The sequence below is a fragment of the Pseudarthrobacter sp. B907 genome, from assembly GCF_040137805.1.
Taxonomy (GTDB): domain Bacteria; phylum Actinomycetota; class Actinomycetes; order Actinomycetales; family Micrococcaceae; genus Arthrobacter.
On the sequence record NZ_JBEEQE010000018.1, the window covers coordinates 75,858 to 91,362 of the forward strand.

Sequence of the window (15,505 nt, forward strand, 5' to 3'; positions counted from 1 at the left end):
AAGTTGTGGCGCGGGGCGCTGTCAGGAGTCGCCGCCGCCGCTGAAGCGCATCAACAGGCCAAGTCCGATGATAACGACGCCCCACGTGACGCCGAGGATGATCGTGAAGCGGTTCAGGTTCCGCTCGGCAACGCCCGAGGAGCTCAGTCCGGAGCTCATGCCGCCGCCGAACATGTCGGAGAGACCGCCGCCACGACCCTTATGCAGCAGGATGAGCAAGGTCAACAGGAGGCTGGTGATGCCCAGCAGCACCTGCAGGATGACATGAAGAACGTCCACGACGGCCTTTCAGAAGAGGGGATTGCGGGGGCCACAAGCTGTGTCCGGACTAGTCCGTCACCAGGTGACTCTCGAACCTGACAATATTAGCAAACTCGGCGGCGTCCAGGCTGGCACCGCCGACCAGCAATCCGTCCACGTCGCGTTCTTTGAGGATCGACGCCGCGTTGTTGGCCTTCACCGAGCCGCCGTAGAGCAGGCGGGTCCTGGCGGCAACCGAGGCGTCGAAGAGACTCGCCAGCTCGGCCCTGATCGCGGCGCACATTTCCTGCGCGTCCTCCGGCCCGGCGACCTCGCCGGTGCCGATGGCCCAGACGGGTTCGTAGGCGACGACCAGCTCGGCGGCCTGCTCCGCGGTAAGGCCGTCGACGCCGGCACGCAGCTGGGTGAGGGTGTGCTCGACGTGGGTGCCCGCCTGGCGGACTTCGAGGCCTTCCCCGACGCACAGCACCGGGGTGATGCCGTGCCGGAAGGCCGCCTTGGTCTTGGCGTTGAGGACCTCGTCGGACTCGTGGTGGATGGTGCGGCGTTCACTGTGGCCCACCAGGACGTAGCGGCAGCCGAGCTTGGCGAGGAACGCGCCGGAGATGTCGCCGGTGTAGGCGCCGGAGTCGAACTGCGAGAGGTCCTGGCCGCCGTAGGCGACGTCAAGCTCGTCGCCCTGGACGAGGGTCTGCACACCGCGCAGGTCGGTGAATGGCGGGAACACGGCGACCTCCACCCGGCTGTAGTCGTGCTTGGCGTCGGACAGGGTCCAGGCCAGCTTCTGCAGGAGGGTGATGCCCTGGACGTGGTCCATGTTCATCTTCCAGTTGCCCGCGATGAAGGGCTTGCGGTCGAACTTGCCGTTGGTTGACGTTGTCACGTGATCTCCAAAAGGTTCGTAGCAGTGAAAGAGCCGGCAGGGTGCCCGCCGTGCGGGACGGACACCCTGCCGGCTGGAGGTCCTAGCGGTCCAGCACGCTCAGGCCGGGGAGTTCCTTGCCTTCAAGGTATTCCAGACTGGCGCCGCCACCGGTGGAGATGTGCCCGAACGCCTCGTCGGCGAAGCCGAGGGTCCGGACCGCGGCAGCGGAGTCGCCGCCGCCCACGACGGTGAACGCGGAGGTCTCGGTCAGGGCCTGGGCGACAGCCCGGGTCCCGCCGGCGAAGGCGGGGAACTCGAAGACGCCCATCGGGCCGTTCCAGAAAACCGTCTTGGCGCCCTTGATCCGTTCCGCGAAGGCTGCCGCCGAGTCAGGCCCGATGTCCAGGCCGATGCCGCCGGAACCGAAGCTGCTGGATTCGATCGAGTCGGCCGCGACCGTCTCGTGCTCGGCATCGGCGGCGAACTTGGCGGCCACCACCACGTCGGTGGGGATGACGAACCCGGTGCCGGCGTCCGCGGCCCGCTTCAGGTAGTCCTGCACAACGGGGATCTGGTCTTCTTCGAGCAGGCTGCCGGCGACCTTGTGGCCGGCGGCGGCGAGGAACGTGAACAGCATGCCGCCGCCCACCAGGATCGTGTCCGCCTTGCCGATGAGGTTGTCGATCACTGCGAGTTTGTCGGAGACCTTGGAGCCGCCGAGCACCACGACGTAGGGCCGCTGGGTGTCGGAGGTCAGCTTGCGCAGCACCTCGACCTCGGTGCGGACCAGGTCGCCCTGGTAGGACGGCAGCCGGGTGGCGACGTCGTAGACGGACGCGTGCTTGCGGTGCACGGCGCCGAACGCGTCGTCCACGAAGGCGCCGTTGGCCCCGGTGAGGGCCACGAGCTCGTCGGCGAAGGCGCCGCGTTCGGCGTCGTCCTTTGACGTTTCGCGGGCGTCGAAGCGCACGTTTTCCAGGACCAGGGCTTCGCCGTCCTGCAGCGCCGCGGCGAGCTGCTTGGCGGAGCCGCCGACGGTGTCGCCCGCCAGGGTGACCTTGAACGGGGCGAGCCCGGCCAGCCGGTCGGCGGCCGGCTTGAGCGAGTATTTCGCGTCCGGAGCGCCCTTGGGGCGGCCCAGGTGTGCCGTGACCAGCACACGGGAACCGGCGTCCGTGAGCTTCGCCAGCACCGGCAGGGAGGCCTTGATCCGGCCGTCGTCAGTCACTGTAGAGCCGTCGAGCGGCACGTTCAGGTCACTTCTGACCAGAACGTACCGCCCGCGGACACCTTCAGCGATCAATTCGTCGAGGGTGTGGAATGTCATGAGTCTTACCCTAGCCCAGCTTCGACGCGACGAGCTCCGTGAGGTCCACGAGGCGGTTGGAGTAGCCCCATTCGTTGTCATACCAGGAAACAACCTTGACCTGGTTGCCGATCACCTTGGTCAGGCCGGAGTCGAAGATCGACGACGCCGGGTCACCCACGATGTCCGAGGAGACGATCGGCTCGTCGGTGTAGGTCAGCAGGCCCTTGAGCTCTTTGGACTCGGAAGCGGCCTTGAGCGCGGCGTTGACCTCTTCGACGGTGGTCTCGCGGGAGACGGTGACGGTGAGGTCGGTGGCGGAGCCGGTGGGGACGGGCACGCGGATGGCGTAACCGTCCAGCTTGCCCTTGAGTTCCGGGAGGACCAGGCCGATGGCCTTGGCGGCACCCGTGGAGGTGGGGACCATGTTGATGGCGGCGGCGCGGGCGCGGCGGAGGTCCTTGTGCGGGCCGTCCTGCAGGTTCTGGTCCGCGGTGTAGGCGTGGATCGTGGTCATCAGGCCCCGCTCGATGCCGAACGCGTCGTTGACGACCTTGGCGAGCGGGCCGAGGCAGTTGGTGGTGCAGGACGCGTTGGAGATGATGTTGTGCGCGGCCGGGTCGTAGAGGCCGTCGTTGACGCCCATCACGATGGTGATGTCCTCGTCCGAGGCGGGGGCGGAGATCAGGACCTTCTTGGCGCCGGCATCGATGTGCTTCTGCGCGTCGGCGGCCTTGGTGAAGAAGCCGGTGGACTCGATCACGATGTCGACCCCCAGCTCGCCCCACGGCAGCTTGGCCGGGTCGCGCTCGGCGAGGACCTTGACGGTCTTCCCGTCGACGACGATGTTGCCGTCCTTGACCTCGATGGATTCGGCCAGGCGGCCGCCGACGGAGTCGTACTTGAAGAGGTGGGCGAGGGCCTCCGGGCTGGTGAGGTCGTTGACGGCAACGATCTCGAGGTCTGCTCCCTGGGCGAGTGCGGCGCGGAAGTAGTTGCGGCCGATGCGGCCGAAGCCGTTGATACCAATACGTGTCGTCACGTTTTCAGTCTCCTTGGTGCTCTCTCAAGCACGACTAGTTGAGTAGGCGTTCAAGCCAACTAACAGATCCCGCACGCCATTGGGCAGAGATGATTACCAGATCGGAGGGCGACCAGCCACGTTGCTGAAGGCTAACCGCCTTCCGTGATCCATCTTACGTTTAACAGGACCCGCCCCCGCAAGTGCGGGGGCGGGTCCTCCACGTTCCGGGCCGAACGGCCCTAAATGTGAGCTTTGTTACAGCGATATTTCGGCTTGCCGCCCCCTTAGAGGGTGATCAGGCCGGTGGCGTTCTTGCGCGCGACGTCGAAACGCTTGGCGACGTCGGCCCAGTTCACGATGTTCCAGAACGCCTTGACGTAGTCCGCCTTGACGTTGACGTAGTCCAGGTAGAACGCGTGCTCCCACATGTCGAGCATCAGCAGCGGGGTGGTGCCGAGTGCCACGTTGCCCTGCTGGTCGTAGAGCTGCTCGATGACGAGGTTGCCGCCGATCGGCTCGTAGGCCAGGAAGCCCCACCCGGAGCCCTGCAGGCCCAGGGCTGCCGCGCTGAACTGGGCGCGGAACGCGTCGAAGGAGCCGAACGCGTCGTCAATGGCGGCAGCGAGCTCGCCTTCGGGCTTGTCGCCGCCGTCCGGGGAGAGGTTCTTCCAGAACACGGAGTGGTTGATGTGGCCGCCGGTGTGGAACGCGAGGTCCTTGGAGAGGCGGTTGATGTTGGCGAAGTCGCCCTGCTCGCGGGCTTCGGCCAGCTGCTTCAGGGCGTTGTTGGCGCCGGCGACGTAGGCCGCGTGGTGCTTGCTGTGGTGCAGCTCCATGATCTTCGCGGAGATGTGCGGCTCCAGCGCGGCGTAGTCGTAGTCGAGTTCTGGCAGTACGTATTCGGTCACAAAATCCTCCAATGTCGTGGACGGCTCGTCCGGTTTTGCTAACTCTCGGATTGTGCATCCGGATGGTTCAACACCCGGAAGTTTCGTGGATGGGGATCCAGTGGTCATAGCCTCCGGCCGCGCCGCGGTATTCCCGGACGCTGGATCCGATTCTGTCCCTGATCCCCGGCGGTGGCTACTCGTCCAGCATTTCCGGCGTCACGTTGGCTTCGGTCCCCGGGATGCCGAGGTCCTGCGCCCGCTTGTCCGCCATGGCGAGCAGCCGGCGGATCCGGCCGGCGATGGCGTCCTTGGTCATGACCGGGTCGGCGAGCCGGCCGAGCTCGTCCAGGCTGGCCTGCTTGTGCGCGACCCGCAGTTCGCCGGCGTATTTGAGGTGGTCCGGAACGTCGTCGCCGAGGATCTCCAACGCGCGGTCAACGCGGGCGCCAGCGGCGACGGCGGCCTGGGCCGAGCGGCGCAGGTTGGCGTCGTCGAAGTTGGCGAGCCGGTTCGCGGTGGCGCGGACTTCCTTGCGCATCCGCCGCTCTTCCCAGACCATCAGCGCGTCGTGCGCGCCCATCCGGGTCAGCAGCGCGGCAATCGTGTCGCCGTCGCGGATCACCACGCGGTCCACTCCCCTGACTTCGCGGGCCTTGGCCTGGATGCCGAGGCGGCGGGCGGCGCCGACGAGGGCCAGGGCGGACTCCGGGCCGGGGCAGGTGACCTCCATCGCGGAGGAGCGGCCGGGCTCGGTGAGCGAGCCGTGGGCCAGGAACGCGCCGCGCCAGACCGCCTCGGCGTCGGCCGCGGAGCCGTTCACGACGACGGACGGGAGCCCGCGGACGGGCCGGCCGCGGGCGTCCAGCAGGCCGGTCTGGCGGGCGAGGGCCTCGCCGTCGCGGACCACCCGGACCACGTAGCGGCTGCCGCGGCGCAGGCCGCCGCCGGAGACGACGATGATCTCGCTCTGGTGCCCGTAGACTTCCGCGATGGCGGCGCGGAGCCGGCGCGCGGTCGAGGCGAGGTCAACTTCGGCCTCGATCACGATCCGGCCGGAGATGATGTGCAGTCCCCCCGCGAACCGGAGCATGGCGGACACCTCGGCCTTGCGGACCGAGGACTTCTTGATATCCAGCCGGGAAAGTTCTTCCTTGACTGATGCTGTCAGTGCCATGGCACCTTTCCCTACCTGTTCCCGAAAATGTCGTGGTACGCCGTTGCCAGACGCAGCGGGTCGTGGATCGGCCGGCGGCTCGACGCCCCTACTTTACCCAAGACCACCTCCGCGCCGAGCATTCCGGCGGCCCGTTCGAAGTCCGGGAGGTCCGGCACCGAGGCGGGGTCGGCCAGGACGACGTCGACGGTGAACTCCGGCGCGTACTCCCGCAGCACCCGCAGGTGGTCGGCGGCGGACATCCCGCGGGTCTCCCGGGTGTCCGTGGCAAGGTTCATCGTGAGGCAGCGCCGCGCCTCGGTGCTGCACAGCGCGTCGCGCATCTCCGGCAGCAGCAGGTGCGGCAGGACGGAGGTGTACCAGGAGCCGGGGCCCAGGACCACCCAGTCCGCGAGCTCGATCGCGGTCAGCGCCTCGATGCAGGCGGGGGCCGCCTCGGGCAGCAGCCGGACGGACTCGAGCCTGCCGGCGACGGCGCACCGGGCCTGCCCGGTCAGCGTTTCCAGCACGGAGCTGCCGTCGGGCAGCTCGACCCGTGCTTCGCCCTCGATGGTGAGCGGAGTGGTGGACATGGGCAGGACCTGGCCGCGGGCGCCGAGGAGCGCCCCGGCCCACTGCAGGCCGGCAACGGTGTCCCCCAGCAGTTCCCACAGCGTGACGATCAGCAGGTTGCCCATGGCGTGCTCGTCGAGGGAACCGCCCCGGCCCTTGCCGGGTTCGAAGCGGTGCTGCATAACGTCGCGCCAGGTCCGGCCCCAGTCGGTGTCGTCGCACAGCGCGGACAGTGCCATCCGCAGATCCCCCGGCGGCAGGACGCCGTATTCCTCGCGCAGCCGGCCGGAGGATCCGCCGTCGTCGGCGACCGTGACGATGGCCGTCAGCTCCGAACTGAGCAGGCGCAGTGCCGACAGGGAGGCGGAGAGGCCGTGGCCGCCGCCCAGGGCGACCACGGAGGGGCCTTTGTCCTGCTGGCCGGCGAAGGCCGCGCTGGCGGCCGGTACCAGGGGCAGCGGCCCGGTCAGAAGTGCCATTACTCGCGGCCCAGATCCCGGTGGGTGGTGGTGACGGTGACCCTGGGGTACTGCGCCAGCCGGCGCGAGAGTTCAACGGCCACGGCAACCGAACGGTGCTTCCCGCCGGTGCAGCCGACGGCGATGGTCGCGTAGTGCTTGTTTTCGCGCCGGTAGCCGTCCAGAACCGGTTCGAGCGCCAGCACATAGCGTTCCACGAAGTTACTGACGCCCTCCGCTTCGAGCACGTAGTCGCTGACGTCCTTGTCCAGCCCCGTGTGCGGGCGCAGCTGCGGCACCCAGTGCGGGTTCGGAATGAAGCGGGCGTCGGCCACGAAGTTGGCGTCCACGGGCAGCCCGTACTTGAAGCCGAAGCTCATGACGTTCAGGCGCAGCGCCACCGGGCCGGTTTCGCTGAACAGTTCGGTGATGGCGGTCGCGAGGCCGTGGACGTTGAGCGGAGAGGTGTCCAGGACGATGTCCGCGGATTCGCGCAGCTCGTGCAGCAGCTCGCGTTCCGCGGCAATGCCGTCCAGGATCCGGCCGCCGCCCTGCAGCGGGTGCGGCCGCCGGCCCTGTTCGAAGCGGCGCACCAGCACGTCGTCGCTGGCATCCAGGAACAGCACCCGGAAGGTGACGCCGCTGGCTTCGAGGTTGCGCAGGGCGGTGCGGATGTCGGCGAACAGGTCCTTGCTGCGGACATCGACCACGACGGCGAGCTTGGAGATGGAGCGCGGGGCGTGCGAGACGAGCTCAGCGAGCGTTCCCAGCATTTGCGGCGGCAGGTTTTCCACGACGTACCAGCCATGGTCCTCGAGGGCGTCCGAGGCGGTGCTGCGGCCCGCACCCGACATCCCGGTCACCACGAGCAGCTCCGCCTCTGCCGGCTTGACGGGGGTCAATCCGTCCGCCTCCACGCCGGATCCTGCCGTTGACTCTGCCATCAGTGCTGCCCCATCTCTGCTGTTTGCTCTGCCATGAGGCCGCCGCGCGGGGCAGCTGGCTGCCGGCCGCGTCGTACCTCAGCTCCTTACCCTAGCCAAGATTGCCGGCGCTAGCTAAGTTTCGAGGATTTCGCCGGTCGTCATGTTGATGGCCGGCGCAACCGGCCCGTCCGCGCCGGAATCCTCGCTAAAGTGCCGTACGATCGCGCCGGCCAGGGCCGGGCCGATCCCCTTGGCTGCGGTCAGCTCCTCGATGCTGGCGGCGCGGATGCTCTTGACCGAGCCGAACTGGTTCAGCAGCGCCTTGCGCTTGGAGTCGCCCAGGCCGGGGACGCCGTCGAGCGCGGAGACGGTCATGGCCTTGCCGCGCTTCTGCCGGTGGAAGGTGATGGCGAAGCGGTGCGCCTCGTCGCGGATGCGCTGCAGCAGGTACAGGCCGGCCGAGGCGCGCGGCAGGATGACCGGGAAGTCGCTGTCCGGCAGCCAGACCTCCTCGAGCCGTTTGGCGAGTCCGACGACGTAGACGTCCTCGATGCCGAGCTCGGCCAGGGCACGGGCCGCGGCGTTGACCTGGGGCTTGCCGCCGTCGACGACGACGAGGTTGGGCGGGTAGGCGAACTTCGTCCGGGGCGCCGGCGTTGTGGTGTCCTCGACCGGCGTGTCGGCCACGGCGGCGGCCTGGGCGGCAGCCAGGGGCGCGGCGCCGGGGCCTGCTTTGTCTGATTGTTCCTGCAGGTAGTTCCGGAACCGGCGGGTCAGGACGTCGTGCATCGCGGCGGTGTCGTCGTTTGCGGCGTCCCCGGTGACCGAGAACTTCCGGTAGTCGGACTTCTTGGGCAGGCCGTCCTCGACCACCACCATCGATCCTACGACGTTGGTGCCCTGCACGTGCGAGATGTCGAAGCATTCGATCCGCAGCAGCGCCACCGGCAGATCCAGGGCCTCCTGGAGTTCCTGTAGCGCTTGGGAACGCATGGTCAGGTCGCCGGCGCGGCGGGACTTGTGCAGCTTGAGTGCGTGTTCGGCGTTGTCCCGCACGGTGGAGAGCAGGGCGGCCTTGTCGCCGCGCTGCGGCACGCGGATGTCCACCCGGGCGCCGCGCAGCCCGCCCAGCCACTGGGCGAGCTCGGCGGCATTGCTCGGCTCGGCCGGGACCAGTACCTCGCGGGGCAGCCGGCCCTGGCTGGCGGCTTCGTCGCCGTAGACCTGCTGGAGCAGGTGTTCCACGAGGTCCGGGGTGGTGGAATCCTCGACCTTCTCCACCACCCAGCCTCGCTGGCCGCGGATCCGCCCGCCCCGCACGTGGAAGACCTGGACCGCCGCCTCGAGTTCGTCCTCGTACAGCGCGAACACGTCCGCGTCGGTGTCCTCGGCGAGGACCACGGCATTGCGTTCAAAGACCTTCTTCAGCGCGATGATGTCGTCCCGGACCCGGGCTGCGCGTTCATAGTCCAGTTCGGCGACGGCGGCGGCCATGTCCTTCTCCAGCCGGGACACGAACCGTTTGGCTTCGCCGCCCATAAAGGCGCAGAAATCCTCCGCCAGGGCCCGGTGGTCCTCGGCCGAGATGCGGCCCACGCAGGGTGCCGCGCATTTGTCGATGTAGCCGAGCAGGCAGGGCCGTCCGCTCGCTTCGGCGCGTTTGAGCACCCCGGGGCTGCAGCTGCGGACCGGGAAGACGCGCAGCAGGGTGTCCATGGTGTCGCGGATGGCGCCGGCCGTGTAGGGGCCGAAATACCGGGTCCCCTTGCGCCGTTCGCCGCGCAGCACCTGCACCCGGGGGTACTTCTCCCCCATCGTGACGGCCAGGTAGGGGTAGGACTTGTCGTCGCGGAACATCACGTTGAACCGCGGCTTGAATTCCTTGATCCAGGTGTACTCGAGCTGCAGCGATTCCAGCTCGCTGCCCACCACGGTCCATTCGACGCTGCTGGCGGTGTGGACCATGGCGTGGGTCTTGGGCAGCAGGCCGGCGGGGTTGGCGAAGTAGGAGTTCAGCCGGGAGCGGAGGTTCTTGGCCTTGCCCACGTAAATGACCCGGCCGTGCGGGTCGCGGAAGCGGTACACACCCGGGTTGGTCGGGATCTCCCCGGTCTGGGGCCGGTAACTAGCTGGATTTGCCACTGGTCTATTCTACTGAGCCGGCCGGACCGGGGCGGAGGGACGGCCCGGGCGTGGCCCGGCTCCGGATGCGCTGATCAGTCGACGCTCTTGCTCTGGTTGTAGGTGGTGGCCCGCTGCTGCCCGCTCAGTTCCGCGATCGCATCCATGATGCGGTCCGTGACCTGGCGCCGCGCCGGGAGGGAGTGGTCCGGCCCGGTCTTGTCGAAGTAGAGCGGCTCGCCCACCTTCATGGTGAAGTGCTGCGGCTTGACCTTGTTGCTGTCCGCCGGCTGCAGGTTCTCGGTGCCGATCAGGCCGACCGGGATCACCGGCGCGCCGGTGGTGAGGGCGAGCCAGCCGACGCCGGTGCGGCCGCGGTAGAGGATGCCGTCGCGGGAGCGGGTGCCCTCCGGGTAGATGCCGACGCCCTTGCCGGCATCGAGGATGTCCAGGAGGGTCTTCAGCGCCTGGACGCTGGCTGCCTGTTCGCCGCGTTCCACCGGGATGGAGCCCACGGCCTCGAAGAAGGACTTCATCATCCGGCCCTTGGCGCCGCCCGTGGTGAAGTATTCCGCTTTGGCGAAGAACGCCACCGGCCGCGGCATCAGGGCCTGCACGATCACGCTGTCCAGGAAGGAGAGGTGGTTCGGCGCCACGATGAAGGGGCCCTCCTTGGGCACATTCTCGAGGCCGATCACAGTGGGACGGCAGGTCGAGGAAATGAGCCCGCGGGTGGTCCAGCGGATCGCGTCAAACATTGCCAATGGTGTGCACCTCATTCAGGGCTTCGGTCCCCGGGCATTCGGAGAGTCTGGTGATCGTGGCGTGGAGCGCCAGCGTGGTGTGGACAACCTCGACGGCGCCGGCCGCGTGCAGTTCGCCGTCGGGCGCAAAACCCCAGCCTACGCCGATGCAGGCGAGTCCGTTGGCAGCCGCCCCGGCGACGTCCTGGTACCGGTCCCCCACCATCACTGCACGCCGGGCATCCTGGCCGTGCCGGGCGGTGAGATCCGCCAGCGCCGCGGCCACAATGGACGCCTTCCCGGACTGGGCGCCGGGCGCAGCCGTCTCGTCGGCGGCAGAGCCGCGGATGGTGTGGAACAGTCCGGCGATCCCGTGCTGCTCGAGGACGGTGCGGGCCATGCCTTCGGGCTTCTGGGTGGCGACGGCGACAGGTCGGCCGGCCCCGACCAGGGCCTCAAGCAGCGCCCGGATTCCCGGGTAGAGCCTGCTCCGGGCGATGCCGGTGGCCAGATAGTGCCGGCGGTAGATGCGGATGGCGTCTTCGAGTTGTTCGGGCGGGACCCCGGCGATCTCCCGCAGGGAATGGCCCAGTTTCGGCCCGATCATGGCGTCCAGCCGGTCCTTGGCCGGAACCGGCAGGCCGAGTTCGGTCAGGGCTGCCGCGATCCCGTCCGTGATCCCCCCGGCCGGATCGACAAGAGTGCCGTCGAGGTCAAAGATCACAGGCACGGTTGTAGGCGTCACCGGAGTAGTTTCTCACGCCGGCGCGGATGGCAGAAACTTTCATGCCCCGTCAGGAATAGATCAGGGCATGCGTCCGCCATCCGCTCCGCGTCAGCCCAGGATGTCGGCGAGGAACGCTGCGGTGTGGCTGTCCTTGGACTTCGCCACCTGCTCCGGCGTGCCCGAGGCGACGATCCGGCCGCCGCCGGAACCGCCGTCGGGCCCGAGGTCCACGATCCAGTCGGCGCTCTTGATGACGTCGAGGTTGTGCTCGATCGTGATCACGGTGTTGCCCTTTTCGACCAGGCCCTGCAGGACCATGAGCAGCTTGCGGATGTCCTCGAAGTGCAGGCCGGTGGTCGGTTCGTCGAGGACGTAGACGCTGCGGCCGTTGGAGCGCTTCTGCAGCTCCGCGGCCAGCTTCACGCGCTGGGCCTCGCCGCCGGAGAGCGTGGTGGCGGGCTGGCCCAGCCGCACGTAGCCGAGGCCGACGTCGACGAGCGTCTTGAGGTGCCGGGCGATCGGCGAGAAGGCGGCGAAGAACTCGGCGCCCTCCTCGATCGGCATGTTCAGCACGTCCGCAATGGTCTTGCCCTTGTAGTGCACCTCGAGCGTTTCGCGGTTGTAGCGCGCGCCGTGGCAAACCTCGCAGGGCACGTACACGTCCGGCAGGAAGTTCATCTCGATCTTCAGCGTGCCGTCGCCGGAGCAGGCCTCGCAGCGGCCGCCCTTGACATTGAAGGAGAACCTGCCGGGCATATAGCCGCGAACCTTCGCCTCGGTGGTCTCGGCGAAGAGTTTGCGGATGTGGTCGAATACGCCCGTGTAGGTGGCGGGGTTGGAGCGCGGGGTGCGGCCGATGGGGCTCTGGTCCACGTGCACCACCTTGTCCAGGTGTTCGAGGCCCTGCACGGCCTTGTGCCGTCCGGCGACCTGCTTGGCGCCGTTGAGCTTGGTGGCGAGCACCTTGTAGAGAATCTCGTTGACCAGGGTGGACTTGCCGGAGCCGCTCACGCCGGTCACGGCCGTGAACAGGCCCAGCGGGAAGGCTGCATCGACGTTGAGCAGGTTGTTTTCCTTGGCGCCGACGACCTTTAGTTCGCGTTTCTTGTCGTACTTGCGCCGCTTCTTCGGCACTTCGATGGACTTCCGGCCGGAGAGGTAGTCCCCGGTCAGGGATTCGGTGTTCTTCAGCAGGTCCTGGTAGGACCCGGAGTGCACCACCTTGCCGCCGTGCTCGCCGGCGCCGGGTCCGATGTCCACCACCCAGTCCGCCTCGTGGATGGTGTCCTCGTCGTGCTCGACCACGATCAGGGTGTTGCCGAGGTCCCTGAGCCGGGTGAGGGTTTCAATCAGGCGCCGGTTGTCGCGCTGGTGCAGGCCGATCGAGGGCTCATCGAGGACGTAGAGCACACCGACGAGGCCGGAGCCGATCTGGGTGGCCAGGCGGATGCGCTGCGCCTCCCCGCCGGACAGGGTGCCGGAGGGCCGTTCCAGGTTCAGGTATTCCAGGCCGACGTCGAGCAGGAAGGTCAGCCGCGCCTGGATTTCCTTGAGCACCTGGTGGGCGATCTGCGCCTCGCGGCCGGTGAGGACCAGGCTGTCCAGGAAGTGCGCGCACTCGCGCATCGGCAGCGCGGCGACCTCGGCAATGGACTTGCCGTTGATCAGGACCGACAGCGACGCCGGGTTCAGCCGGGCGCCGTTGCAGGCCGGGCACGGGACCTGCCGCATGTACTCCTCGTAGCGGTCCCTCGCCGAGTCGGAGTCCGTTTCGGTGTGCTTGCGGTGCACGTACTGGACGACGCCTTCGAAGCCGGTGCTGTATTTGCGTTCCCGGCCGAAGCGGTTGCGGTACTGCACCACCACCTTGTGGTCCTTGCCGTGCAGCACGGTCTGCCGTGCCTCGGCGGAGAGCTTCTCCCACGGAGTGGTCATCTTGAAGCCGAGTTCCTTGGCAAGGCCGCCGAGGAGCCGGTTCCAGTATTCGGTGGTGGCGGTGCCGAGCGACCAGGGTGCGATGGCGCCTTCGGCGAGGGAGAGCTCGGGGTTGGGGATGAGGAGTTCCTCGTCGACCTCGAGTTTGGTGCCGATGCCGCTGCACGCGGAGCAGGCGCCGAACGGGTTGTTGAAGGAGAACGAGCGGGGTTCGATCTCGTCGATCGCGAGGGGGTGCTCGTTGGGGCAGGCGAGGTGCTCCGAGAACGCCCGGATCCGTTCCGGGTCGTCCGCCTCGAGGTCGACGAATTCGGCCAGGACACGGCCCTCGGCCAGGCCCAGGGCGGTCTCCACCGAGTCGGTGAGGCGCTGGCTGATGCCGTCCTTCACGACCAGGCGGTCCACCACCACCTCGATGGTGTGTTTGAACTGCTTGCCCAGCTTGGGCGGCTCGCTCAGTTGGACCAGTTTGTCGTCCACCCGGGCCCGCGAGTAGCCCTTGGCGGTGAGCTCCTTGAACAGTTCGACGAATTCGCCCTTGCGGCCGCGGACCACCGGGGCCAGCACCTGGAACCGGGTGCCCTCGGGCAGTTCCAGCAACTGGTCGACGATTTGCTGCGGCGTCTGCTTGGTGACGGGTTCGCCGCAGACCGGGCAGTGCGGGCGCCCTACCCGGGCCCAGAGCAGGCGCATGTAGTCGTAGATCTCGGTGATNGCAACTGGTCGACGATTTGCTGCGGCGTCTGCTTGGTGACGGGTTCGCCGCAGACCGGGCAGTGCGGGCGCCCTACCCGGGCCCAGAGCAGGCGCATGTAGTCGTAGATCTCGGTGATCGTGCCCACGGTGGAGCGCGGGTTCTTGCTGGTGGACTTCTGGTCGATCGACACGGCGGGCGAGAGGCCCTCGATGAAATCGACGTCGGGCTTGTCCACCTGGCCAAGGAACTGGCGGGCGTAGGCGGAGAGTGATTCCACGTAGCGCCGCTGCCCCTCGGCAAAGATCGTGTCGAAGGCCAGCGAGGACTTGCCGGAGCCGGAAAGTCCCGTGAAGACGATCATCGCATCGCGGGGCAGGTCGAGATCGACGTTGCGCAGGTTGTGTTCGCGCGCGCCCTTCACCACGAGCCGGGACAGGTCGGGACGGACAATCTCGGCGCCCGACGACGCCGAACGGGAGGACAGGGGGCCGGGCGCTTTTCCGGACTTCACCGGAGCGGCGGCAGGCTGGACTTCGACGGCTGGTTCTTCAGCTACGGCTTTAGGCACGCTTCCAATGCTAATCGAAAACTTCTTCGAATATCCATTCAGCCGTACTCGCGCTCCCGCGGGTGTGCTACTGGCGGTCGTAGGCCGCCGCCAGCAGCTGGACGGCCTCCGCGAAGCTGGCGCCCTGGGCTTTGGCGGCGGCCGCAAATTTCGCGGCGGCGGCGCTGAGTGAGCCCCACGCCTCGTCGCGGGCGCACACGACAGTGCCGTTCCGGCCGCGGGTCGCGACAACGCCGGCGGCCTCGAGTTCCTTGTAGGCGCGCGCCACGGTGTGCGGCGCCACGCCGAGGTCGGCGGCCAGGCTGCGGACGGCGGGCAGCCGGGTGCCGGGCGCGAGCGTCCCGTCGTCGGCCCGCTCGATGATGTTCAGCCGGAGCTGTTCGAACAGCGGCACGGAACTGCCGGTGTTGGGTTTCCAGCTGCCGGGAAACCGGGCCAGGCCGGACTCCGCCGGGGTCAAAGCTCGGGCTCCAGCACGCCGTCGAATTGTTCGCGGCCGGCGAACTGGGCGCGGTAGAGGCCGGTGTACAGGCCCTCCCCCGCCATCAGTTCCTGGTGGTTCCCTTGTTCTACAATCCGTCCGTGGTCCATGACCAGAATTAGATCAGCGTCGCGGACGGTGGACAAGCGGTGGGCGATCACGAAGCTGGTCCTGCCCTGCCGCAGCCTGGCCATCGCCTGCCGGATCTGCACTTCCGTGCGGCTGTCCACCGAACTGGTGGCCTCGTCGAGGATCAGGATGCTGCGGGCCGCCAGTTGCGCCCTGGCGATCGAGATGAGCTGGCGCTGGCCGCGGCTGAGCGAGTCGCCGTCGTTGCCGAGCATGGTGGCGTAGCCGGCCGGCAGGGCCCGGACAAACTGGTCCACGTGGCTCGCCTGCGCCGCCGCGGTGATGTCCGCGTCCGCGGCGCCCGGCCGTCCGTATTCGATGTTTTCCCGGATGCTCCCGGTGAACAGCCAGGCGTCCTGCATTACGGTGCCAATGGCCGCCCGCAGCCCGTCGCGCGGCAGTTCCGCGATGTCCACGCCGTCCACGGTGATCCGCCCGGCGTCCAGTTCGTAGAAGCGCAGCAGGAGGTTGGCCACAGTGGTTTTGCCGGCGCCGGTGTGGCCCACGATCGCCACGGTCTGGCCCGGTTCCACGGTGAAGGTGAGGTCCTGCACCACGGGGGCGCCCGGGGTGTAGCCGAAGGTGGCGCCCTCGAACGTGACCCGGCCCGCGGGTGCGGCGGCGGGCTCGCCCGCGGCGGCCCGCGCG

14 protein-coding genes and 1 pseudogene are annotated in these 15,505 nt (G+C 68.2%); all 15 read right to left on the reverse strand.

Annotated elements, in window-relative coordinates; genetic code table 11:
- Positions 1-21: 21 nt before the first annotated feature.
- Positions 22-279: a preprotein translocase subunit SecG gene (secG, locus tag ABLI39_RS14740; RefSeq protein WP_349414207.1), complete on the reverse strand. Its 258-nt coding sequence runs from the start codon at positions 277-279 to the stop codon at positions 22-24.
- Positions 280-328: 49 nt separating this feature from the next.
- Positions 329-1,144, reverse strand: a complete 816-nt coding sequence (gene tpiA / locus ABLI39_RS14745; RefSeq protein WP_349414208.1) for a triose-phosphate isomerase — start codon at positions 1,142-1,144, stop codon at positions 329-331.
- Between the two features lie 82 nt (positions 1,145-1,226).
- Complete coding sequence (locus ABLI39_RS14750) at positions 1,227-2,453, reverse strand: phosphoglycerate kinase (RefSeq protein ID WP_349414209.1); 1,227 nt, start codon at positions 2,451-2,453, stop codon at positions 1,227-1,229.
- A 10-nt stretch (positions 2,454-2,463) separates the two neighbouring features.
- Positions 2,464-3,474, reverse strand: coding sequence for a type I glyceraldehyde-3-phosphate dehydrogenase (gene gap / locus ABLI39_RS14755; protein ID WP_349414210.1), 1,011 nt, complete (start codon positions 3,472-3,474; stop codon positions 2,464-2,466).
- 266 nt (positions 3,475-3,740) lie between these two features.
- Positions 3,741-4,364: a superoxide dismutase gene (locus ABLI39_RS14760; RefSeq protein ID WP_349414211.1), complete on the reverse strand. Its 624-nt coding sequence runs from the start codon at positions 4,362-4,364 to the stop codon at positions 3,741-3,743.
- 175 nt (positions 4,365-4,539) lie between these two features.
- A complete protein-coding gene (whiA, locus tag ABLI39_RS14765; RefSeq protein ID WP_066438143.1) occupies positions 4,540-5,520 on the reverse strand; it encodes a DNA-binding protein WhiA in 981 nt (326 codons plus the stop codon).
- Between the two features lie 11 nt (positions 5,521-5,531).
- Complete coding sequence (locus ABLI39_RS14770; RefSeq protein WP_349414212.1) at positions 5,532-6,551, reverse strand: gluconeogenesis factor YvcK family protein; 1,020 nt, start codon at positions 6,549-6,551, stop codon at positions 5,532-5,534.
- Positions 6,551-7,474: an RNase adapter RapZ gene (rapZ, locus tag ABLI39_RS14775; RefSeq protein ID WP_349414213.1), complete on the reverse strand. Its 924-nt coding sequence runs from the start codon at positions 7,472-7,474 to the stop codon at positions 6,551-6,553. The genes ABLI39_RS14770 and rapZ overlap by 1 nt, the downstream gene beginning before the upstream one ends.
- A gap of 114 nt (positions 7,475-7,588) precedes the next feature.
- Entirely contained in the window at positions 7,589-9,598 is a 2,010-nt protein-coding gene (uvrC, locus tag ABLI39_RS14780) for an excinuclease ABC subunit UvrC (RefSeq protein WP_349414214.1), read from the reverse strand.
- Positions 9,599-9,672: 74 nt separating this feature from the next.
- Positions 9,673-10,341: a lysophospholipid acyltransferase family protein gene (locus tag ABLI39_RS14785; protein WP_146337651.1), complete on the reverse strand. Its 669-nt coding sequence runs from the start codon at positions 10,339-10,341 to the stop codon at positions 9,673-9,675.
- A complete protein-coding gene (locus ABLI39_RS14790) occupies positions 10,328-11,065 on the reverse strand; it encodes an HAD hydrolase-like protein (RefSeq protein WP_349414215.1) in 738 nt (245 codons plus the stop codon). The genes ABLI39_RS14785 and ABLI39_RS14790 overlap by 14 nt, the downstream gene beginning before the upstream one ends.
- A 90-nt stretch (positions 11,066-11,155) precedes the next feature.
- Positions 11,156-13,675, reverse strand: coding sequence for an excinuclease ABC subunit UvrA (gene uvrA / locus ABLI39_RS14795; RefSeq protein ID WP_502935233.1), 2,520 nt, complete (start codon positions 13,673-13,675; stop codon positions 11,156-11,158).
- A gap of 140 nt (positions 13,676-13,815) precedes the next feature.
- Positions 13,816-14,163: pseudogene (locus ABLI39_RS14800) on the reverse strand (excinuclease ABC subunit UvrA); the annotation flags it as partial.
- Between the two features lie 151 nt (positions 14,164-14,314).
- On the reverse strand, positions 14,315-14,707 hold the full coding sequence (locus ABLI39_RS14805) for a GntR family transcriptional regulator (RefSeq protein ID WP_349414216.1): 393 nt from the start codon (positions 14,705-14,707) through the stop codon (positions 14,315-14,317).
- A partial coding sequence (locus ABLI39_RS14810) for an ABC transporter ATP-binding protein (RefSeq protein ID WP_349414217.1) occupies positions 14,704-15,505 on the reverse strand: 802 nt, incomplete at its 5' end. The genes ABLI39_RS14810 and ABLI39_RS14805, both read right to left, overlap by 4 nt.

Coding starts and splice junctions, on each gene's coding strand:
- ABLI39_RS14750 (WP_349414209.1), bottom strand. CDS start 2,453: ATGACATTCCACACCCTCGACGAATTGATCGCTGAAGGTGTCCGCGGG.
- whiA (WP_066438143.1), bottom strand. CDS start 5,520: ATGGCACTGACAGCATCAGTCAAGGAAGAACTTTCCCGGCTGGATATC.
- ABLI39_RS14770 (WP_349414212.1), bottom strand. CDS start 6,551: ATGGCACTTCTGACCGGGCCGCTGCCCCTGGTACCGGCCGCCAGCGCG.
- rapZ (WP_349414213.1), bottom strand. CDS start 7,474: ATGGCAGAGTCAACGGCAGGATCCGGCGTGGAGGCGGACGGATTGACC.
- uvrA (WP_502935233.1), bottom strand. CDS start 13,675: ATGCGCCTGCTCTGGGCCCGGGTAGGGCGCCCGCACTGCCCGGTCTGC.